21 protein-coding genes are annotated in these 25559 nt (G+C 48.7%); 17 read left to right on the top strand and 4 right to left on the bottom strand.

Annotated features, from left to right (window positions below; genetic code table 11):
* Positions 1–326: 326 nt before the first annotated feature.
* The 15 genes from RQP52_RS20215 to RQP52_RS20145 all read left to right on the top strand — a co-directional run bounded on the left by RQP52_RS20215 (position 327) and on the right by RQP52_RS20145 (position 18251).
* Positions 327–1121, top strand: a complete 795-nt coding sequence (locus RQP52_RS20215; RefSeq protein ID WP_315953550.1) for a sugar phosphate isomerase/epimerase family protein — start codon at positions 327–329, stop codon at positions 1119–1121.
* Positions 1122–1292: 171 nt separating this feature from the next.
* Positions 1293–1697: a DMT family transporter gene (locus RQP52_RS20210; protein WP_315953549.1), complete on the top strand. Its 405-nt coding sequence runs from the start codon at positions 1293–1295 to the stop codon at positions 1695–1697.
* A 5-nt stretch (positions 1698–1702) separates the two neighbouring features.
* On the top strand, positions 1703–2146 hold the full coding sequence (locus tag RQP52_RS20205) for an OsmC family protein (protein WP_315953548.1): 444 nt from the start codon (positions 1703–1705) through the stop codon (positions 2144–2146).
* Positions 2147–2286: 140 nt separating this feature from the next.
* On the top strand, positions 2287–4107 hold the full coding sequence (locus tag RQP52_RS20200; RefSeq protein ID WP_315953547.1) for a sensor histidine kinase: 1821 nt from the start codon (positions 2287–2289) through the stop codon (positions 4105–4107).
* Positions 4104–5729, top strand: coding sequence for a response regulator transcription factor (locus RQP52_RS20195; protein WP_315953546.1), 1626 nt, complete (start codon positions 4104–4106; stop codon positions 5727–5729). The genes RQP52_RS20200 and RQP52_RS20195 overlap by 4 nt, the downstream gene beginning before the upstream one ends.
* A 94-nt stretch (positions 5730–5823) precedes the next feature.
* The gene (locus tag RQP52_RS20190) at positions 5824–7164 is read left to right on the top strand and encodes an extracellular solute-binding protein (protein ID WP_315953545.1); all 1341 of its coding nucleotides are present in this window, start codon (positions 5824–5826) and stop codon (positions 7162–7164) included.
* Between the two features lie 11 nt (positions 7165–7175).
* Positions 7176–8060, top strand: a complete 885-nt coding sequence (locus tag RQP52_RS20185; RefSeq protein WP_315953544.1) for a carbohydrate ABC transporter permease — start codon at positions 7176–7178, stop codon at positions 8058–8060.
* Entirely contained in the window at positions 8057–8884 is an 828-nt protein-coding gene (locus RQP52_RS20180) for a carbohydrate ABC transporter permease (protein WP_315953543.1), read from the top strand. The genes RQP52_RS20185 and RQP52_RS20180 overlap by 4 nt, the downstream gene beginning before the upstream one ends.
* 23 nt (positions 8885–8907) lie before the next feature.
* A complete protein-coding gene (gene nagZ / locus RQP52_RS20175; protein ID WP_315953542.1) occupies positions 8908–10545 on the top strand; it encodes a beta-N-acetylhexosaminidase in 1638 nt (545 codons plus the stop codon).
* 17 nt (positions 10546–10562) lie between these two features.
* On the top strand, positions 10563–11669 hold the full coding sequence (locus tag RQP52_RS20170; protein WP_315953541.1) for an ROK family protein: 1107 nt from the start codon (positions 10563–10565) through the stop codon (positions 11667–11669).
* 195 nt (positions 11670–11864) lie between these two features.
* Positions 11865–13103: an MFS transporter gene (locus RQP52_RS20165; RefSeq protein ID WP_315953734.1), complete on the top strand. Its 1239-nt coding sequence runs from the start codon at positions 11865–11867 to the stop codon at positions 13101–13103.
* A 389-nt stretch (positions 13104–13492) separates the two neighbouring features.
* Positions 13493–15106, top strand: coding sequence for a LytS/YhcK type 5TM receptor domain-containing protein (locus tag RQP52_RS20160; protein WP_315953540.1), 1614 nt, complete (start codon positions 13493–13495; stop codon positions 15104–15106).
* 6 nt (positions 15107–15112) lie between these two features.
* Positions 15113–15868, top strand: coding sequence for a LytR/AlgR family response regulator transcription factor (locus RQP52_RS20155; protein WP_315953539.1), 756 nt, complete (start codon positions 15113–15115; stop codon positions 15866–15868).
* A 114-nt stretch (positions 15869–15982) separates the two neighbouring features.
* Positions 15983–18052 carry a carbon starvation CstA family protein gene (locus tag RQP52_RS20150; RefSeq protein WP_315953538.1) on the top strand — a complete coding sequence of 690 codons (2070 nt, stop codon included), beginning with the start codon at positions 15983–15985 and terminating at the stop codon, positions 18050–18052.
* Between the two features lie 4 nt (positions 18053–18056).
* The gene (locus tag RQP52_RS20145; RefSeq protein WP_315953537.1) at positions 18057–18251 is read left to right on the top strand and encodes a YbdD/YjiX family protein; all 195 of its coding nucleotides are present in this window, start codon (positions 18057–18059) and stop codon (positions 18249–18251) included.
* A 52-nt stretch (positions 18252–18303) separates the two neighbouring features.
* Here RQP52_RS20145 and RQP52_RS20140 read toward each other — a convergent pair whose 3' ends face one another.
* From RQP52_RS20140 to RQP52_RS20130, 3 genes are all read right to left on the bottom strand, one after another.
* Positions 18304–19059, bottom strand: coding sequence for a DeoR/GlpR family DNA-binding transcription regulator (locus RQP52_RS20140; protein WP_315953536.1), 756 nt, complete (start codon positions 19057–19059; stop codon positions 18304–18306).
* A 176-nt stretch (positions 19060–19235) separates the two neighbouring features.
* The gene (locus RQP52_RS20135) at positions 19236–20174 is read right to left on the bottom strand and encodes an aldo/keto reductase (protein WP_315953535.1); all 939 of its coding nucleotides are present in this window, start codon (positions 20172–20174) and stop codon (positions 19236–19238) included.
* A gap of 44 nt (positions 20175–20218) precedes the next feature.
* Complete coding sequence (locus RQP52_RS20130; protein WP_315953534.1) at positions 20219–21214, bottom strand: Gfo/Idh/MocA family protein; 996 nt, start codon at positions 21212–21214, stop codon at positions 20219–20221.
* A gap of 135 nt (positions 21215–21349) precedes the next feature.
* On the opposite strand from RQP52_RS20130, the gene RQP52_RS20125 reads away from it, so the two are divergent.
* Positions 21350–22195 (top strand): helix-turn-helix transcriptional regulator, encoded by an 846-nt coding sequence (locus tag RQP52_RS20125; protein ID WP_127452429.1) that lies wholly within the window; start codon positions 21350–21352, stop codon positions 22193–22195.
* Here the strand turns inward: RQP52_RS20125 and RQP52_RS20120 are convergent.
* Entirely contained in the window at positions 22184–23023 is an 840-nt protein-coding gene (locus tag RQP52_RS20120) for a glycosyltransferase family 2 protein (protein WP_315953533.1), read from the bottom strand. The two genes, RQP52_RS20125 and RQP52_RS20120, sit on opposite strands and share 12 nt — an antisense overlap.
* An 85-nt stretch (positions 23024–23108) precedes the next feature.
* Here RQP52_RS20120 and RQP52_RS20115 point away from each other — a divergent pair, with 85 nt between their 5' ends.
* On the top strand, positions 23109–25550 hold the full coding sequence (locus RQP52_RS20115; RefSeq protein ID WP_315953532.1) for an HAD family hydrolase: 2442 nt from the start codon (positions 23109–23111) through the stop codon (positions 25548–25550).
* The last annotated feature ends 9 nt before the right edge of the window (positions 25551–25559 follow it).

The following is a 25559-nucleotide window of genomic DNA, read 5'->3' as shown; positions in this document are numbered from 1 at the left end:
CGCGGTCATTGGAGCCGCAAGGATGGAAGAGAGGTAGGGCTTTCATTGTTTTGATTCCAACACATGAAATTTGCATTTTCATAGAGATCAATATTCGCAATTCTATAGAAGAGCCTATCACACGTAGTGAGCAGCCTTCATTCATTGCGCTAATAAGACCGTTCTTGCCCTGATCACAGGGCGGGGGCGGTTTTTTCATGAGCAGCGCAATTCGTTTTTTAACGCACGACGAACGAACGATTATACATGAAAGCATACAGGCATCCATGGATTCAACTCTTCCTATTCAGTTAAACTTTGAGTAAATGAATGATGGAGGAATGGCCATGCAAATGAAGTTGTTTAAATCGTTGTGGGGAATGGAAGCTTATACCTATAGAGAAGCGTTTGGCAAAATAGCGGCTGCGGGATATTCAGGTGTGGAAGCAGGAGTTCCGATGAAGGAACATCGCACAGAATTTGGACAACTATTGCAGGAGTATAACCTGGACTATATTGCACTTATTAGTACATCGGGGAATCATGAGGAAACGTTCAAGGCAAATCTCGAAACTGCGGTGTCACTAGACCCGACATTGGTTATCTCTCATAGTGCCCGGGATTGCATGAGTGAGGAGCGACAATTGCAATTTTTTGAGTATGCCGTCGAAGCAGAGAAGCATTATGGCATTCCAGTCGGCCATGAAACACACCGGCATCGCGCCATGTTTACCCCGTGGACAACGGCCAGGCTGCTACAAGCCATTCCTGATTTGAAGATCACAGCGGATTTCAGCCACTGGTGCTGCGTTTGTGAATCACTGTTAGAGGATCAACAGGAGAATTTGCAGATCGCCTTTGAGCGGACCATTCATATCCATGCAAGGGTAGGCTACGCACAAGGGCCGCAAGTTCCCCATCCGGATGCACCTGAATATAAACGGGAACTAGAGGCACATGAGCTGTGGTGGGAACATATATGGAACGCTCGAATAAGCAAAGGTTTCGCATCAACAACGATTACACCGGAATTCGGGCCTCCGGGTTACATGCATACCATGCCATTTTCGAACGAGCCTGTGTCTGACTTATGGGAGGTATGCCTTAGGATGGCCGATAGGCTTCGTAACAAGTTTGCTTAACATTTAATTGAATTTGTAAAATTGCTATGGCTGCCGCGTGCAGCTATTTTTTTACGGGTTCCTTCGGTTATTCCCTAACAACTTCACGCCGATCGAACTGGTGAAACGCCTTCCATTCCTTTACAATGAGAGCAATAAGATCAGTAGAGGATGGATGAAATGGTTTGGAATATGAATTGGACATTTCTGCTGCTGGCTATCCTATTTGAAACGATTGGCACGACGGCAATGAAGATGTCATCAGGTTTCACGAGGGTGGGTCCGGCAGTTGTGATGGGGATTTGCTACATCATATGTTTCACGTTGTTTACACTGGCTTTGAAGCAGCTTGAGGTTTCTTTGGCCTATGCCATTTGGTCCGGGGTCGGGACGGCGTTAATTACGATCATCGGCATCTGGTGGTTCAGCGAGTCCGTTTCCACGTTGAAGGTGATATCCATTGTTCTCATCATTTTGGGCGTCATCGGGCTGCATATAAGCGGTGGAGACGAAGCCCAGACGCAATCGCAAGCAAAAGGGAAAGCGCAGTCCAGCAAGCAACAAGAGCAATCCGCAGCTACATTAAATAAGGAGTGATACGGATGAGTGAGCATCAATTTGATTTGAAAGCAGAGTGGACCGGCGGTTTGGATGGCACAGGCCGCATTCAAGCGGGGAATCTGGACGCATCGATTTCAGTGCCAAGCCAGTTAGATGGACCCGGGATCGGCACGAATCCGGAAGAGCTCCTGCTGGGAGCAGCCGCAACCTGTTATCTCATAACGCTCGGCATGCTGGTAAAGCGGCAGGGCATTACCTCCCTTGAGCTGAAATCGGAGATTTATGTTGAGAATACGCCGGCCATGAAGGTGAATCGGATCATCCACCGCCCGTACATTTCAGTACCCGCTCATACTCTTCCGGATCAGTTGGATAAAATAAACAGAGCAGCCTACAGGGCTGAGCAGGCATGTATGATTAGTAAAGCGCTAAAAGGCAATGTGGAAGTTACGGTGGAACCCGAAATTCGATCCGACATGGACTAGAGGATTTTATCCCTCCTTCATCCGAACCTATCCCTAGGTGACGCAAAGACAGGTCAATTATAATATAAAAAAAGCAGGTAAAAGGCACCAGTACAAAGGATGGTGCCTGATTCGGGTTAGAAGGGGTCTGCCAAACGTCGATGAATTTGAACAAAAAGGTGTTTATCGGTTTTTTATTTTTTATTATTATCCCTTTGTTCGTACTGGGTACGGCCGTCTATACCGTATCCCAACAATTAATTGAGAAGAAATACGGTGACTTGACCGAGGTTACGCTGCAAGCGATTTCCCGGAACATTTATTACATGTTCAAGGAAGCGAATTATTTCTCAGACTTCTGGATGGTCAAAGACAGCATTCAGGGCATTTATCGGACTATAGATGAGGTCAGGCCGAATGAAGAAGCTCCGTCTTCGTATGATTTGAATACGTTTGATACGCTGCTGCGCGGCTCGATATTAACGTATTCGCCGATTCAGTCAGTCGTCATTTACAACAATGCCGGCAAGTCCTTCAGCGCGGGGAGAACGAGCGGGAGTGCGCTACCATGGAAAACGTTGTCGAGCAGCACGGCTTTTGAACAAATAAAGGAACTGAATGGAAGTCCCATGTGGATTGGCCCCTCTGAGTATAAGGAGTTGGGCGCCAGCCGCGGGGAGTTTTATCAAGCGAGGATGGTTAAAGATTTCTGGACAATGGACAATCTCGGCTACATGCTGTTGAAATTTAAATTTAATGAGCTGGATCAAATTTTTAAATCTTTTAATACGAACGAAGACAGCTCCAAGCGTTATTTGCTCGTGAATAAAAGCGGACTTATTTTCTATGACAATAAGCAGCATTTGGAAGGCGCCAATGTGCTTCAGCTGCTGCAAGGCAAGCTGGATCTGCAGCAAAGCAACCGGAGTTTTCAAGCTAATTTTCAAAATGAAAGAAGTCTCGTTTCTCTCTATCATTTAAATCTTAATCAAATGGGCGTGCAGGATTGGAGCGTCGTGTCGATAACGTCTTGGAAGTACGTGGCGGGAGAAATCGAAACGATTATGAAGCTGGTCGCCGGGATTACATTTGTATGTTTATTTTTTGCCCTGGTCTATAATTTAGTGTTCGTTCGCCGTATTGTTCAGTTAATTCTGCGCATGCTCTACTCCATGAAAAAAGTAGAGCGCGGAGACCTGACGACGCGTATGGAGGAAAGCGGCAAGGATGAAACTACAGCGCTGGCCAGGGGGTTTAATAGTCTCGTAGAGAGGGTCGAGGACCTTCTGGAAGAAGTCAAACGTCAGCAGGATCGCAAAAACAAAGCTGAACTCATGCTGCTGCAGGCGCAAATCAAGCCGCATTTTCTTTTTAATACGCTGGAATCCATCAATGTGCTTGCGATCCAAAACCAAGGGAAGAAAGTCAGTCAAATGGTGTACCGACTTGGCAATTTGCTGCGGATCGGTATGGAGAACAGGGAAGAGATTTCGCTTAAACAAGAGCTTGATCATCTCAAAAGTTACCTCGAAATTCAGGAATTCCGCTTTGAAGACCAATTCCACTATGAAATTGAATCGGACCCGGAGATATTGGATTACAGCATTCTGAAGCTTACGCTCCAACCGCTGGTAGAAAACGCGCTGCAGCATGGTTTTGAACCTATTGATTATATGGGGGTAATCTCGATCAAAGTCCTCGATGAGGGGGAGCGGATCGGGCTGTATGTCTCGGATAACGGGATCGGCATCTCCCATGAGAAGTTAGCGAAATTTCATTATAAAACAGAACTGGAAACGCCTTTTCACGAAATTTTAGATGCGAATGTTAATGAAGAGCGAAGAGGTCTTGGCGTCAGCAATGTAGCTGACCGCATACGCATCCAGTACGGCCAGCATTACGGCATATTTATTTGCAGCATGGAAGGGCACGGGACGACGATGAAGATTGTCATTCCCAAAACAAAGGGGGCGAGCCTGTGAGACTAAAAGCGATTTTGGCGGATGATGAGCCTAACATTTTACGTAATTTGCAGGCGGTCATTCCGTGGGCAGAGCTGGAAATTGATATTGTAGGAACGGCCAAGAACGGGGTAGAGGCCTTAGAACTATCCAGCCTGCATGGACCGGATTTGGTGATGAGTGATATTCGGATGCCGTTGATGGATGGGATTACTTTTGTCCAAAAGCTCCGTGAAATCAACGAAGCTTGCAAAGTGTTGATGGTAACAGGCTATCAGGATTTCGAGTATGCGCGCTCCCTCATGCGGGTTGGCGTTAGTGATTACATATTAAAGCCGATTAACTATGAAGAGTTGGAAAACTGTATTCGTAAGCTAGCTAATGAAATCAGGGAAAACAAGGCCATCAAGCAGCAGGAGCAGCAAAAGTGGGGCAAAATGAAAAATTTGGCCTATGAGAAAATTCTCCAGGATGTCCTCATGAACTATACAGAAGTTTCAGCGCACACGCTGCTTCCGATCGATAATATGGATTTGGAAACGATGACATATTCGTTCATGATGATCGATGTGGACGATTATTCGCAAAAGTCGCTCCCTTGGTCAGAGCAAGAGCGAAAGCTGTGGAATTTCGCTGTCCGCAATGTTATGCAAGATTCACTAGGCAATTTCAAAGCGGAATTTTCTGTTCTGCAGATGCGTGAAGGCGAATGGTGCCTGCTTATTCAATGGGACACTTGCAGGGTCGAGGACAACGAAGCCCAAGATGACGAAACCCGGATGCAGTCTAATTTGTACGAAGTGGCGATGAAACTGCAAAAAGATGTCCGCGAATCCGTCAAACTAGGCATTAGCGTAGGCTTTTATACTAGTGCTGTAGGTCTGCGACTGCTCTCTGATACGTACCGGAAGCTGCAGCGGTTCATGCAGTTAAACCTGAATAAACAGGAATCTGTGCTGCTTTATAAGGAGTCCAAAGAGCAAGCGGACGCAAACAGCTCCTTATGGTATTTGGTTGAAGAGATCGTAACAGGTCTCAAACAGTTGAACCGAATTAAAACGGAGGATGCTCTAAATCGGCTGAAACTCTTGCTGGAGGGGCTGCCGAACAGTTCTTTTGCCAGAGCGTATCAAATGCTGCATTTCCTGATCCTCCATGTGCTTCGCGAATTGCGCGAGATGAACTCGCTTGATGCGCAGGAAGAAGAGCAGGTTTGGCGCCAGTTGGATAAAAGCGAGAGCATACAGCACCTGCTTCAAGTGATGGTGCAGCTCGCTTCCATCGGACTGGAAGGGACGAATAAGAAGAAAAACAGCGAGCTTCTGATGACGGCTGCGAAAGAGTACATTCGAACCCATTACTCGAATGATTTCGGAGTTGAAGATATTGCAAGCTCTCTCGGCATCTCTTCGAGTTATTTCAGCTTATTGTTCAAGCAGCATTTCGGAGAAACATTTGTTGAATATGTAACAAAGCACCGGATGGAGCTGGCGAAATCAATGCTGCTGCACAGCGACAAAAGTATTACGGATATCGGGCGGTCCGTTGGTTATATGGAGCGTCGTTATTTTACGAAAGTATTTCAGAAGTTTACCGGTGAAATTCCTTCGGAGTATCGGGAGAAACGCATGGAGCCGAAGTAGAGAATTTTGCCCCTATATAAGGAATTTATCGGTCTTTAGGAGGAGCAGCCATTATTTTATACTTAACATGCAAGCCTAAGGGAGATCAAGGAAAATGAAAATGAGAACGTTGTTACCGGTAACAGGGGTTGTGGTCGTATCGTTCATCCTGTCCGCTTGCAGCAGCTTAAACCTGAACAGCCCAAACAACGAGGCGCCCTCCCCAGGGGCAAAAGGAGAACCGGTCCTGCTGACCATTCGTCACACGCAAGTGAAAGATACGCAGAAGAAGCGTTTGGCGATGCTTCAAGAGGTCGTGAAGTCCACGGAGGCGAAGGTGCCTGGCCTGTCGATTACACTGGATGGCGTAGAGGACAAAGTGAATCGCTTTGAAAAGCTGAGGGCTGAGATGGCTGCCGGGAATCCACCGGAGATCTTCGACTTATTCGGCGGGACGGATACGAAAGATTATGTGAAAGCGAATAGGCTGCTTGATCTGACGCCCATCTTGAGTGAACTGGGGTTAACGGACAAGTTCTACAGCTTTGAAGAGTTTACAGTCGACGGTAAAATATACGGCATCCCGATGGCCGGTTATGTCGAGGGCTTGTATTATAATAAAAAGATTTTATCAGAGCATCAAATCAAACCGCCTCAAACCTGGAATGAGCTGCTTGACGCTGCTGCCAAGCTGAAAGCTCAGAAGATAACGCCATTCGCGCTGGCAGCCAAAGACTCCTGGGTCATCAACATGATGTGCAACACCATGTGGGTGCGCACAGCCGGGCTCAATTCCGTCGAAGGTTTTCTGGATGGGAGCAAGCACTGGACAGACCCCGATGTCGTGGATGCTTTTGAGAAATATGATCTCCTCGTGAAAAAAGGGTACTTCCAAGAGGGCAGCTTAGCGCTTTCGTATGCCGAGCAGCAAAACAAATTCAGCAGCGGGGAAGCGGCGTTCATGTTTGACGGCAGTTGGGCCAATACGCCGCTGCTTGATCCAGAGAAGTCCGCCATTGTGAAGGATGTAGGGTTCATGAGTTTTCCGGATATGGGCGGCCCTGGAGACGGCTTCATTAACGGCGGATGGTCAAACGCCTATGGCTTCTCGAAGAAAGTGACCCCGGCGCAGCTTGATGCCATTAAGGAATTCATCAGGCAGATGTACAATGAGCCGATGCAAAAAAGACAGCTGGTCGAGGAAGGCATGCCGCCTGCCATGAAGCTGCAGGATACGAGCAATGTGAATCCGCTGATTACACAAATATTGGATGTGTTTGCAACCAGCAAAGGGGCATTTCCTGCTTTTGATTCGCGCATTCAAACCAAGGTTCGTGAGAAACTGGAACGCGGTATGCAGGAATTAGTCGGCGGCAGAACGGATCCGGTCACGCTGATGACGGACATACAGAAGCAGCAGGATGCTTCCAATAAGGAAGAAACTCATACGAATTAGTAGGATGATCCATGAACAAAGTAGGAAGAAACTCGGTTGCTTATGCCATTTTTACGGTACCTACACTGCTTTTGCTGGTAATTTTTTTCTTCTATCCCATGCTGATGTCGATGCGCTACGGATTTACGGCATGGAACGGGATCTCACCAGCCAAGTGGAATGGTTTGGACAATTTCACCCAAGCGTTTCAAGATAAATATTTCTGGATTGCAGTGCGAAATAACTTGTATTTTATTGCTTTTTCGATTGGCGTACAGATCCCGTTCATTGTTTGTTTAGCTCTCGTGTTGAGTAAAATTCGGCGTTGGATGGGCTTTTACAAAACCATGATTTTCCTCCCTACAATTCTATCAACAGCTGTAGTAGGCGTATTGTGGGGATTCATTTATCATCCTGAAGCGGGACTCTTGAATCAATTGCTGGAAGCTGCAGGCTTAGGGGCTTGGAAGCATACCTGGTTGGCTGATGAATCAACAGCGATGATTTCCGTGCTCGTCACTAACGCCTGGCAGTGGGTTGGCTTCTATGTAATTCTAGTTTTATCGGCCATTTATGCCATCCCCAAAACCATCCTCGAGGCAGCCGAAATCGATGGAGCATCGAGCTCTCGTCAAGCTTGGTCGATTACGCTGCCTCTCCTGCGTCCTGTAATCATCGTGATGATCCTGCTGTCCATTACCGGTGCGATGAAAGCGCTGGATATCGTCTTTGTGATGACAGGGGGGAACCCCTACGGGATAACGGAAGTGATGGCGACTTATATGTATAAAAAGGCGTACCGAATCGGCGAGTACGGCTATGCGAATGCCATCGCGCTGCTCATTTTACTGTTTACGGGTGTGCTGACTTCCGTGTTTGGCTGGTTGACGGCAAAGCAAGAGGAGGTACGGTTTTGAAAACCCAGCGAAAAGCAAATTCCCTACGCGGTACCGTCCAGCACGCCATACTTTTGGTCTACATAGCCATCATCCTGTTCCCTCTGGGCTGGGTGTTTAATTCTTCTTTTAAAACGAATAAAGAAATCATCGCATTTCCTTGGTCATTTCCGGATGATTGGCTGCTGTCCAATTATGGGAACGCGTGGACTGGCGCGCATGTCTCGCACTATTTTATGAACAGTCTCGTGATTTCCAGTATAGCGGCCGTGATGACGTTAATCCTCGGTACAAGCACCTCCTTTGCCTTGACACGAATGAAATTTCCGAGACTAAGAAAGGTCATCAAACGAGTTCTGATGGTAGCTTTACTGGTGCCCGCTGGCTCCTTGCTAGTCCCTCTGTATATGTTGTTGAGAAGTTTCCATCTTTACAATACGCCTCTTGCCTTGATTATGCCTTATATAACGTTTGGTTTGCCGCCCACGGTTTTTATGATTAGTGCGTTTTTCAAATCCTTTCCAAATGAGCTTGAGGAAGCGGGTACAATGGATGGACTATCCATCTATGGACTGCTTTGGCGTGTCATTGTTCCGATTGCCATACCACCGCTTATTCCAGTGTTTATGCTCAATTTCCTTAGCAATTGGAACGAGTTTATGATGGCGAATCTGTTTCTCACAAAAGAAAAGTTTCGAACGCTTCCTGTGAGTATGGTGGCTTTCTATGACCAGTTGAATATGAATTATGGTTCGCTTTGTGCGGCTATCATGTTCAGTTTGATTCCTGTCGTGCTGATGTATTTCCTTTTGCAGAAACGAATTATTGCATGCATTAAAGCTTAACCACTTATCAAAGGAGCGTGTTCATGATGTCGTCGACAACCAGCAACGTGCATAAACCATTAACTTTGCGTCAAAAAGTTGGTCAATTATTTATTTGCGGTTTTGATGCTCTGGAGCCAAATCCAGCGATTACGCAGCTAATTGAAAAATATGGGCTTGGCGGCGTTATCTATTTCCGGAGGAATGTGAAGGATGCCCATCAATTGGCTCATTTGTCCGCAGAATTGCAAGAATTAAACCTTCGCAGCGGGGGACAACCCCTGTTTATCGCGGTGGATCAAGAGGGCGGTATGGTGTCCCGAATCGAAAAAGGAGCGACTTTGCTGCCGGGGAATATGGCGCTTGGAGCTGCTTTTGCGCCGGCAGGCGTGTACGCAAGCTCCAAAATCATGGGCAAGGAACTGCGTCAGATGGGCGTGAACATGAACTTTGCGCCATGCCTGGATATTAACAATAATCGTTTGAATCCGGTTATCGGGGTGCGCTCCTACGGGGAAACCGCAGCCATCGTCGGCGATATGGGAACGCATGCTGTGAAAGGGTTGCAGGACATGGGGGTTATTGCTACGGTCAAACATTTTCCGGGCCATGGTGATACTTCAGAGGACTCACATCATGATCTGCCGGTTGTTCCGCACAGCATGGAGAGGCTTATGGAGCTTGAGCTCGCCCCTTTTATCAAAGCCATTGAAGGCGGCGTAGACGCCATTATGACCGCGCATGTCGTGTTCGCGGCATTGGAACAAAACGGTGTGCCCTCAACGTTATCGTATCGGATTTTAACCGAGCTGCTGCGGGAGGAACTTGGTTTCAAAGGGCTTATCGTTACGGACTGTTTGGAAATGAAGGCGATTTCCGAGGGAATCGGCGTAGCTGAAGGCGCGGTTCGGGCCATTGAGGCCGGATCGGATCTCATTCTGGTCAGTCACACGTTGGAACGCCAAGTTTCCGCCATAGAAGCCGTCATTACAGCCGTTGAAAGCGGGCGTATCCCGGAGTCTAGGATCGATGCGTCAGTCCTGCGAGTAATGACCCACAAATTTAAACGAGATATCCAATTTGAAAAGCTGGCGCCGATCCCCGAAGGTCCTATTTCAACGCCGGAGCATCAGCTTTTGGCTAAGGAGCTAAGCCGCAAAAGCATTACGCTAGTGAAAGACGAAGTCGGTAAGCTGCTGGATATGACCGAGTCACCGCTTGTGATTTGGACGGAAGTGCAGACGGGAACGGAGATTGATGAGGTCGTGGAGCGGCAGGGAACGCTGGGAGCTACACTGGCTGAACTCACAGGGAAAGATGTCCAAGAGGTGTACTTGGGATTATCCCCTTCCGAGTCGGAAATTGCTGCGACCGTGCAAGCTGCCGAAGGCAAAAAGCAGGTGGTTATGGTCACTTATAATGCCACTTTTTCGCCAGGACAGACTCAGTTGGTAAAGGCTCTTGCGGCGATTGAAGATCTGCATCTCATCGTGGCTGCAGGAAGAAACCCTTATGATTTGCTTGAGTTTCCTGAGGTGAAGACGTATTTGGCCTGTTATGAGAATCGTCCCCTGGCGATGGTGTCTCTGGCAAATGTCCTGCTGGGGCACGAGAAGCCGGTTGGGCGGCTGCCTGTTACGTTGTCGGAACAATATGCGATTGGATGGAGGCAGGAGGTATGAGCGGGGGGGAGAACCGGATGGGGGAACAGGATATGAGCGCGAAGGAATGGACGGAAGAGGTAAAAACACAAGACGTACAAACGCAAGACGCACAAACACAAGACGTAAAAACACAAGACGTAAAAACGCAAGATGAGAAAACACAAGACGTGTTCCTGCGGGATTACTACGTTGGGGTTGACTTGGGCGGCACGAAGATGTTGGCCGCGCTCATTAGCGGCGATGGCAGCATCATCGCCAAGGAAGAGATCCCCACCCTGGCGCAGCAGGGGGAGGCGGCTGTGCTCGATCGGCTCGGGAGCCTGATCGAGGGTCTGCTCGCGACCGCGCCCGGCGGTCGCGGCGTTCTCCGCGGCATTGGCGTCGCCACCGCGGGCACGCTGGATACGGCGAACGGTGTCGTCACGTTCGCCACCAACCTTGGCTGGCGTGACGTGGCCGTCGCCGCCGTGCTCACTGACCGCTTCGGCTGCGCGGTCAGGCTGGAGAACGACGCCTCTGCAGCGGCGGTCGGCGAATGGCTGGCCGGCGCGGGTGAGGGCGCGCCGGACTGTGTATTTGTGACGATCTCCACGGGGATCGGCGGGGGAATCATTTCCGGCGGGCGCTTGATCGCCGGAACGAATCATAACGCAGGAGAGCTCGGCCACATTTCCATTGATGGAAATGGGCCGCTCTGCCCCTGCGGAAATGTGGGGTGCCTGGAGCTGTACGCGTCAGGCACTGCGATTGGCCGCCGCGGCGCCGACTACGTGCGCCGGGCTGGCGAGGGCGCAGCGGGCGCCCTCGTGCGGCTCGCGGGAGGCGATCCGAACCGCGTGGATGCGCGGTTGGTCGCGGCCGCTGCCGCGGAAGGGGATGCCGCTGCCAGCGGCATCCTGCGCGAAGCGGGCCGAGCCCTCGGCATCGGGCTCGTGAGCATTCTCCACCTGCTGAATCCGCAGGTGGTCATTCTTGGCGGCGGCGCTTCGCATATCGGCGAGCCTTTGTTAGGGCCGATGCGCGAGATCGTCGAGGAGCGCTGTTTGCCATCGATTCGCGGACCGGTCCGGTTCGCAGCATCTGCGCTCGGGTCCTCCGCAGGCGCCGTTGGAGCCGCGCTGCTCATGTCTCAGTCACGCTGAGACATCTAGGTTTGTGACTGGTCATATGACGTATGTCACTAGACGATAGGAGCCTTTTTTCGTTAAAGTAGAAAAGGTTTATGAAACATTTTTTCTTCTTCTTACGTAAGAAGGAGGTCTTGTTTTATAAGACTATCTGATTAATGAAGGGGTGTTTTTCTTTTGTCTCAAGCAATAGCTTCGGATACTCCAACGATGCGTTCGTTTTTTGCCAGTCGTTTCGTGCAAGCCATTATGCTGTCCGGTCTTTTTTTACAAATCGGAATCTGGGTTCGTAACTTTGCGATTCTTCTCTATGTCACAGACATGACGAATAATGATCCTTACTCGGTTTCTTTAATTTCGGTGGCCGAGTTTGCGCCAATTTTTATTTTCTCTTTTATCGGTGGTGCTTTTGCGGACCGGTGGAGACCGAAATTGACGATGGTGTGGTGTGATATTCTCAGCGCAGTGTCTGTGTTTGCCATTATGGTGACACTGTATTACGGCTCTTGGAAGGCGATTTTTTTCGCCACGTTGGTTTCGTCCATCTTGTCTCAATTCTCGCAACCGTCCGGGATGAAGTTGTTCAAGGTTCACGTGCCTGAATCCCAAATGCAAATGGGGATGTCATTGTTTCAATCGATGATGGCGATCTTTATGATCTTAGGTCCTATTATGGGGACATTTGTTTACTATCATTTTGGCATTGAAGTAGCTATTGCGATCATGGGCGTATGCTTTCTGCTTTCAGCGCTTGTGCTCACGTTTCTTCCTGCGGATCGTAAAAATGAGGAAGGGTCCGAGAAGCCATCCACGCATATTTTTGCTGAAATGGGTCAAGGGTTTAAGTATGTTTTGAATAATAAAATGCTTGTCACCTTAGGTGGTTGCTTTGCAGTTGCAGGTCTGGCGATTGGTTTGATATCACCGCTGGGCATCTTTCTAGTAACTGAAAATCTTGGATTGCCGAAGGAAGATTTGCAATGGTTTATGGCAGCCAATGGCGTTGCGATGATACTTGGGGGCGGGGCGACGATGGGCTTCTCCAAAAAAGTGTCCCCGCAAGCACTGCTCATTATCGGGATGGCGGTAAGCGTCGTGACTTTTGCTGTTATGGGATTAACTCATCTGGTGTGGTTGGCGCTTTTGATGCAATTTTTCTCCGGTCTAGTATTGCCTGCGATCCAAATCGGGATCTCAACAATGATTCTCGGAAACACAGAGGAATCTTTCGTTGGCCGTGTGAATGGGATTTTGAACCCGTTGTTCATGGGGGCTATGGTTCTCACAATGAGTTTGGCCGGCAGCATTAAAGCGTCCTTCTCGTTGGAGTCCATTTATGTCACATCCGCAGTACTCTTCTTGATTGGCGTATTTATTATGCTGCCTACCTTGAAGTACAAAGCAAATGCTGCACCACAACCGAATAGCGATGAAGTTAAAGCCGGGTAAGTTTTTTGAAAAAGGGGATTCTCTGAGAAGGTCATGATTGACTTCTTAGGGCAGTCTCCTTTTTTGTTGTGAGGTAGAAGTTGGCGATGGATGAGTATGTGATGAAATGGTGAGGAACTACGGGCCACTATTTCACCAATTTCTTGCGGAAAACGCGCCAGGGCGGCGCAATAAGACCTTGTAGTTCCGTTCTGAAAGGAAAACGCTCGTTTTCCTACAAATAGAGGACGCCAGTTCCCATAAGCAAGCCATAGCGGAACTATTGCTAGGTTTTTGACATTTGTTAGTGGCAGGCCATAAGAAAGGTTGCGATTGGTGACTATACGGCAAGCAAGCCCACACGATTTCTGTTAGGATAACGATATGAGATTGCAAAAGGTGAGTGAAGCATGCTTCAACTGATTCAATTGTTCGTGGATATGATGGAACGGGTTGGTTTTCTGATCGCGCTGGCTTTTGCGTTTTCCCGAAGTCGCTGGATGCGCAGCTATATGAGCTATCAAGGGGACAGGACGTATCAATGGCGTTTTCTGTTCTTTTTCTCCGCGTATGCAATACTTGCGACTTATTCGGGTGTAACAGTTTCCGATTACACATACAGGCCGGCACCTTGGATTGGTGAGGTTTCACCAACAGCGGCAATTGCGAATGCACGTACCGTTGGGGTTGTCATTGCGGGGCTGCTTGGTGGCGTCAAAAGCGGATTTATCGTCGGCATCATAGCCGGCGTGCATCGTTACAGCTTAGGTGGATTTGTAGCGGTTGCCTGTATGATTGCTCCTATTCTGCAGGGCATATTGGCAGGGCTGTGCCGCAATGCCTTCAAGAAACGCTTTCGGAAAATAGCGTCCGTACAGCTCGCATTTCTTGTTGGATTCATGGCTGAAGCCCTACAGATGATTCTTATTCTTGCCTTGGCCAAGCCTTGGGAGGATGCGTTCAACCTGGTGTCGCTCATTGGGTTGCCCCAAACGCTTGCGAATAGTGTTGGTGTCGCTCTCTATTTTGTGTTATATAACACAATGGAGCGTGAAGAGGCTAGAATTGGTGCAGAGCATGCACATCAAGCCCTGCAAATTGCCGATATGACGATGCCGCTTTGGCGGCTGGATTTCGATAAAGCGGTAGCGGAAATTTCCAAGGTGTTGAATGAGGAAATGAAGTCAGTGGGCGCATTCTTCAGTAAGGATGGCGTGACCTGGATTGCAGAGGGGAGAAAAACGCAGCACGCCAACGATCTCATCATCCGTGTTCCCAATCGGCCGCAGGTCGGTCAGTTCCGCCTGTATTTCGAGCGTGAGCAGGATGACAATCCGTCGCGCAGACGCATGCTGTCCTCTCTCGCAGAGCTGCTTTCTCAGCAATATGCCTTCGTCGAATCAGATCGGCAAACACAGCTTTTGGCTGATGCGGAGATTCGCTCGCTGCAGGCGCAGATGAATCCTCATTTCCTGTTTAATGTGCTGAATACAGTCAAATCCTTTATCCGTACGAAACCGGAAGAAGCCCGCCAAATGGTGATGCATCTATCCAAGTTTTTGCGCAAAAATATGAGTCACGGCAACCAGCGCCTTATCACCATACGTGATGAATATGAGCTGGTTATGTCTTATCTGAGCTTGATCAAATCCCGTCTTGGCGATCAGATGGAATTTTACGCCGATATCGACGAAAGGCTGCTGGATCATGCGATTCCTCCTTTTACGATTCAGCCGCTGATCGAAAATGCCATTATGCATGGTATCAAAAACAAGCCGGGCATCGGCGTCATTCGACTTTCGGTGAAGGAGGAGCTCGACGAGGGTAAGCTCCATGCGCGTATTACTGTACAGGACAACGGAGTAGGTCTTGAACCAGCCGAACTCGATAGTCAGTCGGAGCATGCAGGGCTGGCTTTGCGGAATATCGAGCAGCGTCTGAATTATCACTACGGCAAAGAACATCCTTTGGAAATTGCAAGCAAGCCAGGGGAAGGCACGATCATTAAATTTTGGGTGAGGTGACGGCGGGTGGGTTGGAATATTGTCATTGCGGATGATGAAGAGCCGGCTAGAGAAGAATTGATTTATCTGTTGGAAAGCTGTGAAGAGGTGGACAAGGTTACCGCGGCAACCGGCGGAATGGATGCGATTAAGAAGGTCAAAGAATTAGCGCCGGATGTGTTATTTCTCGATATGGACATGCCGGATCTTAGCGGTCTGCAGGTTGCCGAAATTGTAGGAGAAATCAATCCGCAGGTGAAAATTGTATTTTCCACAGCTTACGATCAATACGCCGTCCATGCTTTTAAGCTGCGTGCTTTTCATTACATGCTGAAGCCGTACGATGAGGAGGATATTGCCATTGTGTTCAGGGAGCTGCGCAAAAGCAAAATGCAGCCTCAGAACAACGCAGCGGCGGCGAGCTTAGGCCAGACGGCATCGGTGAAGACGAGCGTAAAACTCGCTTTGGAATTGGAAGAAGGAATTCGATATGTCTCACCGAAGGATATCATGTACATTAGCAAGGAAGTTAAGAACGTGCAGGTTCACCTTCACGATAAGGCTTATATTGTTTCCTATACCCTATCCGAGCTGGAGCAAAAGTTGGAGCCGTACGGTTTTTTTCGCTGCCACAAAAGCTATCTGGTTAATCTCGCCGCCATCTCAGAAATGAAGACCTGGGTGAATGGCGCCTACAATTTGCTAATGGAAGATGCAGGGCGAAGCACCATACCCGTCAGCCGTAATTATGTGAAGCAACTGCGTTTGAAACTCGAAATTTAACATCATGAAGCTCGAATATGGCATGTTGCGTTTCAGGTATTTCGCTTGTTCCTCAAACAAGTTATACTTCCTGTAAGCGCTAACAATTATGTTATCAGGAGGGTGTTCATAGATATGTCACTATTAAAAAACAGATTTGCTTCCTATGTGATCTGGGCGGTCATTGCCCTGCTTGGCGCGTCGGGCTTCGCGATGCTCGCACTTTCGAGAGGCGAAAGCATCTCCGCAATATGGTTAATTATTGCTGCCATTTGTACGTACTCTTTCGGTTACCGATTCTACAGTCGCTTTATTGCTCGCAAGATTTATGAGCTTAACGACAAGCGGGCAACGCCGGCTCATGTTCAAAATGATGGCAAAGACTATGTACCTACGAATAAGTACGTCCTCTTTGGTCACCATTTTGCTGCGATTGCAGGGGCGGGGCCACTCGTTGGTCCGATTTTGGCCGCTCAGATGGGGTATTTGCCAAGTATTCTCTGGATCATTATCGGGGCCGTTCTTGCGGGCTGTGTGCAGGACTTTGTAACCCTGGTAGGTTCCATGCGCCGTGGCGGTAAATCTCTCGGACAAATGGCTAAGGATGAGGTTGGCCCATTCAGCGGTACGTTAGCCTCTATTGCAACGCTGGCCATTCTAATTATTATTGTCGCTGTTCTTGGACTTGTTGTTGTGAAAGCGCTAGCAGAGTCGCCGTGGGGGATGTTTACTATTGCGATGACGATGCCGATTGCGATATTTATGGGCTTTTATATGCGCTTTATTCGTCCAGGCAAAGTCATTGAGGGCTCTATCATTGGTTTCGTTTTGTTAATGATCGTTTTGTGGTCAGGTCAGTTTGTCGCGGAAAGCCCTGTTTTAGCTAACATGTTTACGTTCACCGCCCCGCAAATTGCCGTTTTGATGGTGATCTATGGGCTTATAGCTTCCATTTTACCTGTTTGGGTACTGCTTGCTCCGCGGGATTATTTAAGCTCATTTTTGAAAATAGGAGTTATCCTGCTCCTTGCCGGCGGTATTATGGTAATTTTGCCTGAACTAAAAATGCCTGCTGTAACCAAGTTTATTGACGGTACAGGCCCAGTGTTCTCCGGCAATTTATTCCCGTTCTTGTTCATTACGATTGCGTGTGGCGCGGTTTCCGGGTTTCACGCATTGATTTCCTCCGGTACAACGCCGAAAATGATAGATAGAGAAAGCCATGCGCCATTTATCGGCTTTGCCGGAATGGCCGCTGAATCTTTCGTTGCGGTGATGGCCTTGATTGCGGCATGCTCCTTGGAGCCTGGCCTGTATTTCGCGATGAATTCCTCACCGGCTGTTATTGGAACTGATCCTGTTGCTGTAGCAGCCAAAATTTCATCCTGGGGCTTCACTTTGACGCCTGATCAAATTACGGACACAGCCAAAGCAATCGGCGAGAAAACCATCCTCTCCCGAACAGGTGGAGCACCAACGCTTGCCGTAGGTATGGCTGAGATCTTCTCTTCCTTTTTAAATGGAGCCAAAGCGTTCTGGTATCATTTCGCGATTTTGTTCGAAGCGGTCTTTATTCTGACTGCCGTAGATGCGGGGACACGTGTCGGCCGATTTATGCTGCAGGATTTAGTCGGCAATTTCTACAAACCTTTTGGCCAAACCAAAGATTTAAGATACAATTTCATTGCTTCCCTGATCGTTTGCTTGGCATGGGGATACTTCCTTTATCAAGGAGCAGTCGATCCATTCGGCGGCATTAACTCCCTATGGGCGCTCTTCGGGATTGCCAATCAAATGCTGGCGGCCATTGCTTTAGCCGTAGCGGTTACGATTATGATTAAAATGGGCAAAGCCCGTTATGCTTGGGTAGGCATGATTCCCTTCGTGTTCCTGGCCGTGACGACGTTGACTGCGGGTTACCAAAAAGCATTTTCCCCGAATCCAACGATCGGTTTTCTATCGGCTGCCAAAAAGTATCAAGAGGGAATCGATAAAGGACAAGTGATAGCGCCAGCTAAAAATATGGACGTTATGCACCAAATCGTAACGAATAACTATATTGATGCAGGGTTAACCATTTTCTTTGGTATCGTTGTCCTTCTGATGATCATCATTTCTATACGTTTGTGGTTCAACATTATCATTCAAAAACAAAAGCCCCAATTACAAGAATCGCCGTTCGTCCAATCCACATTTGGAGGGTGATAGCGTGAAAGCGATCACGAGATTTTCGAACAAGTTGAATACGACGGTCAAGATCATTTTCAATATCCCGGACTATGACAAATATGTGAGGCATCAGCAGGAACATCATCCGGGCAATCCCATTTTGACGGAAAAAGAGTTCTATATGCAGTCACTTCACGAGCGTTATGAAAGCGGTAAAATCAATAGGTGCTGTTAAGATGAAAAAAACTCGATTCCCGGTGGTAAACCGAGAGGTCGAGTTTTTCTTTTTAGATGAAGGGTGCGCCGGCGTCTTTGAAGGCTTCCTTCATTTCCGGCGTTATTTTGGAATCGCTAATAATACCGGTCGTTTCCTGCACTTCCCCAATGACGAATAGGGAGCTGCGACTGAATTTGGAATGGTCCGCCACGAGGTACGTTTCCATGGATTGTTTCATCATTCGGCGGTTCGTTTCGGCTTCCAGCTCATTGTAGATCATCATGCCGCGTGTTAAGGAAATGCCGTCTACACCCATGAAGGTTTTGCGGATGCTGAGATTATCGAGTGTCGCATTGGCGAGCGGACCCGAAAGTTCGAACGTTTGCGTGCGAATCACGCCGCCTGTCAGAATGAGCTGCAACCCTTGCGTGCCAATCAGCTCGTAGGCGATATTCACCGCATTGGTGATGACGGTGAGGTTCTTGAATTGGTTCAGCTTCTTGGCGATGAACGTCGTGGTCGTGCCGCCGGTCAAGCCGATAATATCGCCGTCTTCGATGAAGTTAAGCGCTTTGTCGGCGATTTCTTTTTTCTCTTCTGTATAAAGGTCCATTTTGTTGAAAAAGGGGACTTCCACCTTTAAGCTTTCCAGCACGGCGCCTCCGAAGGTGCGGATGCAGCGTTTCTCTTGCTCCAGTATCTCAAGATCCCGCCTGGCTGTTGCTTCCGATACGCCAAATTGCTGAACGATATCGATCAAGGCGATGGAGCCTTTATCTTTGATGGCTTGCATAATGGCATCTCGGCGAATATCTGTCTTTCCCATGGAACCTCCTAAAAAGCTTTCCTCAAGGAAAGCTAGCTAACGATGTAAGTAGTGCTAGCTTCTATCTTATCATGTGGATGGATAAGCCGTCCATTGGGGCTGAGGATGGGGGACAAAGCTTATGCGCTGGAAATTAAAAAGCCCCGGCACTACCCGCCGGGGCTTCCATCATGCAGCTACACCGTAGCTGCTGTCAAATCAAGCCATGCCAACTCCTGCGGAGTGAGCACAAGCTCCGCGCCGTCGCGGCATGAGAGCATTTCGGCCTCGTTGCGCGGTCCGATGAGCGCGCAAGCCGGGAACGGCTGGCTCAGCACGTAGGCGAGCGCGATCTGAATCGCGGTTACGCCTTTTTGCTTAGCCAGTTGTTCCGCGCGGTGCAGCCGCGTCCAGTTCTCGTCGCTGTAGAATACGCGAACGAGGTCGGCGTTGTCGAGCACGTCCGGCGTATACCGGCCCGTGAAAAATCCGCGCGCCTGCGAGGACCAGGACAGCAGCGGCAGCTGCGTGGATTCGTGCCAGCGCAGAGCTTCTTCATCGACGGAGACGCAGCCGCTCCAGAACGGTTCTTTCGCTTTCGCGAGGCTGAGGTTCGGGGAGCTGAAGCTGAAGCCGACAAGGCCGTTTTTCGCAGCGTAGTCATTCGCTTCCTGCAGACGCGCGTGCGTCCAGTTGGAGCCGCCGAATGCGCGAATGCGTCCGGCTTCTACATGCTCGTTCAGCGCTTCCAGAATCACGCCGACCGGAATGGACGGATCGTCGCGATGCAGCGCGTAGAGGTCAATGTAGTCTGTGCGCAGTCGCTCAAGCGATGTGAACAGGTCGCTGCGGATCGCCTCTGCGTTCACACGGGGGCCATTCTGATCATGGTGCGCTCCCTTGGTGAAGATGTTGATATCATCGCGGTTGCCCAGTTCATCCATCCAAATGCCGAGCGCTTGCTCGCTTTGCCCGCCGCAGTAAATGAAAGCAGAGTCAATGGTATTGCCGCCAATCGCTAAATAATGGCCAAGAACGTCGCTGACTTCCTGACGGTTGTCCAAACGGAAAAAGTCGGAGCCCATAATCAGTTTGGATACAGGTTTCTCTAAGCCTTTAATTTGAATGTGTTTCATCGCAGTCATCCCAACCTTTCGTATGATAAGGAATTTTTGTTAGTTTACAATACAACGCGTGAACGCTTTCTTGCTGATTCCAAACAAGCGTCAAGCACTTTCATGTTCAGGGTAGCATCACTAGCCGCGAAGTTCGGGTGTTTCTCGCCCCAAGCGGCATAAGCCAAATCGTCAACTTCTAACGCATACTGGTTCAGGAATGGAACGGTTTCTACCCTGCTCTCATTGCGGAAATGGACGATGAATTGACCGGATTCCTCCGTAGGTGTGACATAAGCAGAAGGAACTTCAATCCGCCCCGTCGCTCCGACGATTTCTAGCGTATTACGGAAACCGGCCCACATGCCGCAATCAAAGGTAAGAGCGACATTGCCGCTGAATTCCACAAGTCCGGACATCATCATATCGACATCATCATGTTCTGGGGAGAAAAAGGCGTGCGTCGTAACCGCTTCAGGCTCTCGGCCCAAAATCATTCTCGCCGCGCTGATCGGATAGCAGCCAACGTCATATAGCGAACCGCCGCCCCACTCACGTTTGAAGCGGACGTTTTTGCTGTCACCCGGGTTGCTGAAGGTGAAAGCGCCATGAATACCGCGAATTTCTCCGATTTCTCCGGAATCAATTATTTCTTTAATGCGTGTATAGCGGGGATGATGGCGATACATGAATGCTTCGGCGAACTGTACGCCGGCTTTTTCACAGGCCGCAACCATTTCTTCCGCATCAGCAGCCGTTAGTGAAGCAGGTTTTTCGCAAAGCACATGCTTGCCAGCTTCGGCAGCGCGAATTGTCCATTCTTTGTGCAGATGGTTCGGCAGAGGTATGTACAAAGCATCAATATCCGGATCGGCAATTAATTCCTCATAACTGCCGTAAGCTTTTGGAATGTTAAGCCTCTCCGCAACTTCTTGTGACTTCTGCAAATCGCGACTGGCTATAGCGCTTACAATACCAGTTTGGGACTGCACAATTCCGGGGATGCAAGCCCTAATTGCAATACCCGCACAGCCTAAAATTCCCCAACGAAGCTTTGTCATGACGTTATGATCTCCTTTGAAAAAAATATTTAATAGCGTTATATTGTTATTATAAATCCAGTTATTTAAAATGAATATGATAATATATTGCATCAGATATCGGAATATTGTCATTGAGGAAGGAGGGCGCGAGGGATGAAAAGACAAGTCATGCTGCCGAAGCTGCAGCAATGCCCTTATTTTATTTTTCCGGAATCGGTTGGCTGGTATCAGGATTCCCCTGAACACTCCATTTATAGGCAAGAAGGTTATTATGATTCATACAGCATTCATTTTATCCTTTCAGGCAAAGGGTATGTGGAGATTGAAGGGGAGCAGCATGTGCTGCAAAAAGGGGATGCTTTTCTATATTATCCGTTTCAAGAACAGCGTTATTATTCCTCCAAAGAGGATCCTTGGGATGTTCGATGGGTTCATTTCTACGGTAGTCATCTGAAGGAGTTTATGTTGGAAAAAGGCTTTTTGCGCACGTTATGGACACTTAAAAGATGGAGTGAGCTGGAGGAAGCTTTTCACGAGCTGCTGCTAGAAGCGGAGTCGAATAGCATTCTGAAGCCGACGAATCTTTCGACTTTATCCTATAAGATCTTAAGTGAATTCATGAGTTATGCTGCCCCATTAACGAGCAATCGAGGGATAGAGTCCGTGGATCGAATCCTGGCTATACTTCCTACTATGCAGCAAAAAGCCTGCGAACCGTTCATTCTGGAAGAATGGGCGGAGCTCACAGGCGTAAGCACATACTATTTCTGCAAATTGTTTCGCAAAGCGACCTCGATGACGCCGCTCTCCTTCATTACGCTATGCCGCATTCAATTTGCGAAGCAGCGTTTGATTGAGAAGGAAAGCCTGGCGATCAAGGAAATCGCGATTCAAGCCGGTTATGCCAGCGCCAGTTATTTTAACCAGCGTTTTCAGGAGCAAGAAGGGATGACACCAAGCGAATTTCGGAGCTTGTATGGCAAAGGTTTATTCGAATAAACGTGAGCGAATCGGTTCGCCGTCCCAAATGAGTTCGGTTTCGGCTTGACGTTCCTTGACTTCCGGTTCCTCAAGCAGGAGGAAGAAATTTTTGGTAGGCAAATCGCCTAGCCCATGTTTGGCCGAGAGCATGTCCAAGAAGGGGCGCATATTGTCAAGCTGGCCTGACATGTTGCTGGTGCCCTGCTGCGCAAAAGCATAGAGGACGCTGGCAATGGGCGCGCGTTTCACGCGGAATTTCTCAGCCGCTCTTAAGAAGAAATCCCAGTCCCAGTAGTGGAACACTTCCGTGTCAAATGGTCCCAAAGCTTCAATCAATTCAGGACGGAAAATGCAGCCGGATGAGAAAAAGGTCGAAAATCTGCGCATCGCCGGCACATCAAATTCATACGCGAAAACGAATCGGTTCGTGATGGAGCGGGCATTGTTTTCATAAACATAATCGAAAATTTCGACATCAGGATAAACAAGATCATACCCTTGAATTTCTTGCAGCATGCGTTCAATATGGATGGGAAGCAGCAAATCGTCATCATCGCAGAGCATGATGTAATCGCCTTTCGCTTCTTGCAGGCCGCGGTTTCGAGCGTGAACGTGCTTGAGGTTTTGCGGCATATTCACGATTTGAATGGCGAGCTCTGGATAAAGCTCCTGAATGAAATCTACCGAAGGACCGGCATCATTGACAATAATGATTTGCAGGCTTTTGTACGTTTGGCGGTATAATGATTCTGCGAGCTCAGCAAGCTCAATTCGGCGATTATACGTTGGGATAATTATAGACACCAAGGGTTGGTCAGACAACTGGGAACACCTCCGATTTATCATAGATTAAGCTTACCTCAAATTCGCCATATTTCTCAAATACATTTGTGCAAGTTGCTGCTTGCGACAAACATGAAGGAGGCTTTTGATGCCAAAGGAACTGCATGCTCCGATAAGCCCGACTGATCTGCTTTTGTGGGAAAAGGATCGTTATTTGAGTGTCTTGGCTGGAAAAATACAGGGCATTCGGCTGTTAAGTCTGGATATTTTCGACACGCTGCTCTTTCGTACATGTGCGAATCCGTCTGACGTATTTGCGAAAATCGCCGAGCAGGCACATCGTAACGGCTTTTTGAAAACTTATATATCCTCGGAAGCATTCCAAGAAATGCGCATTCGTGCCGAACACAAAGCACGTGCCAAGCAAGTCGCTCAAACCGGTTTCGGTGAAGTGACGCTGGAGCTGATTTATGAGGAAATACCGGAAGCGATTTGCCACAGAGATGAGCTTGCCCGGTTGGAAGTGGAAGTTGAAGCGGAATTTTGCTATGTAAATCCTCACATAACCTCTTTGCTATACGCCTGTAAAAAAGAGCGGATTCCGGTGGCGCTGTTATCGGATATGTATCTGTCTTCCGAGCAGCTTCGGCGAATTCTTGTGTCAGCCGGGCTTGACCTGTCCCAGGTGGATACGCTGCTGGTCTCGTCGGAGGAACGTGAGGGCAAGTCGTCAGGGCATCTGTTTGCCAGACTCAAAGACATTTATCCGCAAATCGACAGTCAATCTATCGTACACATTGGTGACAATATAGCCGCTGATGTGGAGGGAGCGTCCAAAGCCGGAATCAGGGGATTACACTATCCTGTTATTCCGGAGCATTTTGAGAGCATCCATCATTGGGAATTTGTCAGGCACGGGGATGTGTTGCCGGAATGGAAGTCGCTGCGAAAGCTGGCTGCAGCTTCGGACTTATCGGCCGGAAGCGGGGAAAAGGAGCGCGTCTTGTACCAATTTGGTACGGATGTGATCGGGCCCTTCCTGCACACCTTGTGTGAGTGGGTGCTGGATATTTGTGTCGAAGAGGGCATCACATGTGTGAACCCGTTGATGAGGGAAGCGTATTTATTAGCTCCGATGCTTGAGCAAGCTGCACAATTGAGAGGTGTGGAGCTTCAAGTGAAGCCGATTTACGTGTCCAGACAAGCTACTTTTATGGCGGGACTGGAGCATTTTGGAGAAGATGAGCTTGCTTATTTGTTAGACATTCAAGGTTTGAAAGTGAGAGAGCTTTTCGACGTGTTGGGTGTTGGTAGGGATGAGAGAGATTTCGCAGCTTATTTGGAAGAACCGATTGAAGCATGCAAGTACATAACTGGAGATAATGGAGAAACCATCTATCATCTCTTATACAATTATCTACAAAGTGAATCCGGGCAGAATAAGCTCTCCGCGTCGATTGAACGTCATAGGCAGCTTTTGGTAGGCTACTTGGCACAAGAATTTGGGTCCCCGGAACGTTTAGTGACGATAGATATCGGGTTTCAAGGAACTATTCAAGGAGCTTTGGAAAAAATCGTACGACTCGCAGGACTGCAGCCGGAAATGATGCATTTACTCGCTGTAGGTACGAATCGGCTGGATGAGCGCAGGCTTCAAGGCATGGATATTCGGAGCATGCTTCGCTCAGGCAGCGGCGGAAGCGAGTCGGGGAAGCGGATCGCGAGGACGCCGGCTTTTTTGGAGGAGCTCATGATGGGCGGTTTCGGCTCAACGCTGCGTTATAGCGAAGACCATTCCGGCCGCATAAATCCAATACAAGCGCAGCTTCACAGATCAGAGGAAGAATACGCAGGAAAACTAACGTGTCAGAAAGGAGCGCTTGCCTTCCAAAGATACTATGCGTATCTGCTGGAGCAAAAAGACGGACGGTTATCAAGAGCGTCTAAGCATCCGGAAGAGTGGAGCAAGCCGCTGCACCGCGTTCTAGCAATGCCGAAGCCAGAAGAGGCGAGAGTTTTGGGGGACTTGACGCACCAGGACAATTTCTGCACGGAGTATATTGCCTTGATTTGTGAAGCTGTGGCGGAGGAGTGGTATCTGGCGGGACCGGAAGCGTTTTTGAACAGCTGTAATTACGCGCCTTCCGTTATGAATGTGAATTGGCCGCAGGGTATGGCGACGAGAAGGTTTCCGTATTATTTGTATCATTATTATTTGCAGCTGGCAGATGGGTTCGGCAGTCAGTCGATGATTTTCGATACCCTTCAGAGGGTTAAAAAAGACGGCATTGCCTCTTTAATGCTGTATGGAACGGGTGCATTTGCAGAGCAGGTACTTAAAGCCGCTTGGTTTCATGGCCTACATATTCCTTATTGGATCGATCCGGCAGTAGAGGCGAATACCGCACCTTGGGGGCGATTTGCCTTTAAGACATTAGAGCAGGCAAGGGCATTGTCAGAAGCGTCCGGAAGGACTGCCCCTGCTTTCCTCATCGCGACGCTTTCCGAACTTGAAACGTATCCGAGTCGGATTTTAGAAGCCTTTGAAGGCTCCGATCTAACACCCAAACTTTACCAGCTTCGTCCATAGCTAGGATCT

Source organism: Paenibacillus violae, from assembly GCF_032461945.1.
Taxonomy (GTDB): Bacteria; Bacillota; Bacilli; order Paenibacillales; family NBRC-103111; genus Paenibacillus_E; species Paenibacillus_E violae.
The sequence above is the reverse complement of the archived record's forward strand: the minus strand, read 5'-3'. Positions and strand labels throughout refer to the sequence as shown.

Bases quoted from the DNA above. Each gene is read 5' to 3' on its own strand.
- RQP52_RS20215 (WP_315953550.1), top strand. From the start codon at position 327: ATGCAAATGAAGTTGTTTAAATCGTTGTGGGGAATGGAAGCTTATACC.
- RQP52_RS20210 (WP_315953549.1), top strand. From the start codon at position 1,293: ATGAATTGGACATTTCTGCTGCTGGCTATCCTATTTGAAACGATTGGC.
- RQP52_RS20205 (WP_315953548.1), top strand. From the start codon at position 1,703: ATGAGTGAGCATCAATTTGATTTGAAAGCAGAGTGGACCGGCGGTTTG.
- RQP52_RS20200 (WP_315953547.1), top strand. From the start codon at position 2,287: ATGAATTTGAACAAAAAGGTGTTTATCGGTTTTTTATTTTTTATTATT.
- RQP52_RS20190 (WP_315953545.1), top strand. From the start codon at position 5,824: ATGAAAATGAGAACGTTGTTACCGGTAACAGGGGTTGTGGTCGTATCG.
- RQP52_RS20185 (WP_315953544.1), top strand. From the start codon at position 7,176: ATGAACAAAGTAGGAAGAAACTCGGTTGCTTATGCCATTTTTACGGTA.
- nagZ (WP_315953542.1), top strand. From the start codon at position 8,908: ATGATGTCGTCGACAACCAGCAACGTGCATAAACCATTAACTTTGCGT.
- RQP52_RS20170 (WP_315953541.1), top strand. From the start codon at position 10,563: ATGGGGGAACAGGATATGAGCGCGAAGGAATGGACGGAAGAGGTAAAA.
- RQP52_RS20165 (WP_315953734.1), top strand. From the start codon at position 11,865: ATGCGTTCGTTTTTTGCCAGTCGTTTCGTGCAAGCCATTATGCTGTCC.
- RQP52_RS20160 (WP_315953540.1), top strand. From the start codon at position 13,493: ATGCTTCAACTGATTCAATTGTTCGTGGATATGATGGAACGGGTTGGT.
- RQP52_RS20150 (WP_315953538.1), top strand. From the start codon at position 15,983: ATGTCACTATTAAAAAACAGATTTGCTTCCTATGTGATCTGGGCGGTC.
- RQP52_RS20140 (WP_315953536.1), bottom strand. From the start codon at position 19,059: ATGGGAAAGACAGATATTCGCCGAGATGCCATTATGCAAGCCATCAAA.
- RQP52_RS20135 (WP_315953535.1), bottom strand. From the start codon at position 20,174: ATGAAACACATTCAAATTAAAGGCTTAGAGAAACCTGTATCCAAACTG.
- RQP52_RS20130 (WP_315953534.1), bottom strand. From the start codon at position 21,214: ATGACAAAGCTTCGTTGGGGAATTTTAGGCTGTGCGGGTATTGCAATT.
- RQP52_RS20125 (WP_127452429.1), top strand. From the start codon at position 21,350: ATGAAAAGACAAGTCATGCTGCCGAAGCTGCAGCAATGCCCTTATTTT.
- RQP52_RS20120 (WP_315953533.1), bottom strand. From the start codon at position 23,023: ATGATAAATCGGAGGTGTTCCCAGTTGTCTGACCAACCCTTGGTGTCT.
- RQP52_RS20115 (WP_315953532.1), top strand. From the start codon at position 23,109: ATGCCAAAGGAACTGCATGCTCCGATAAGCCCGACTGATCTGCTTTTG.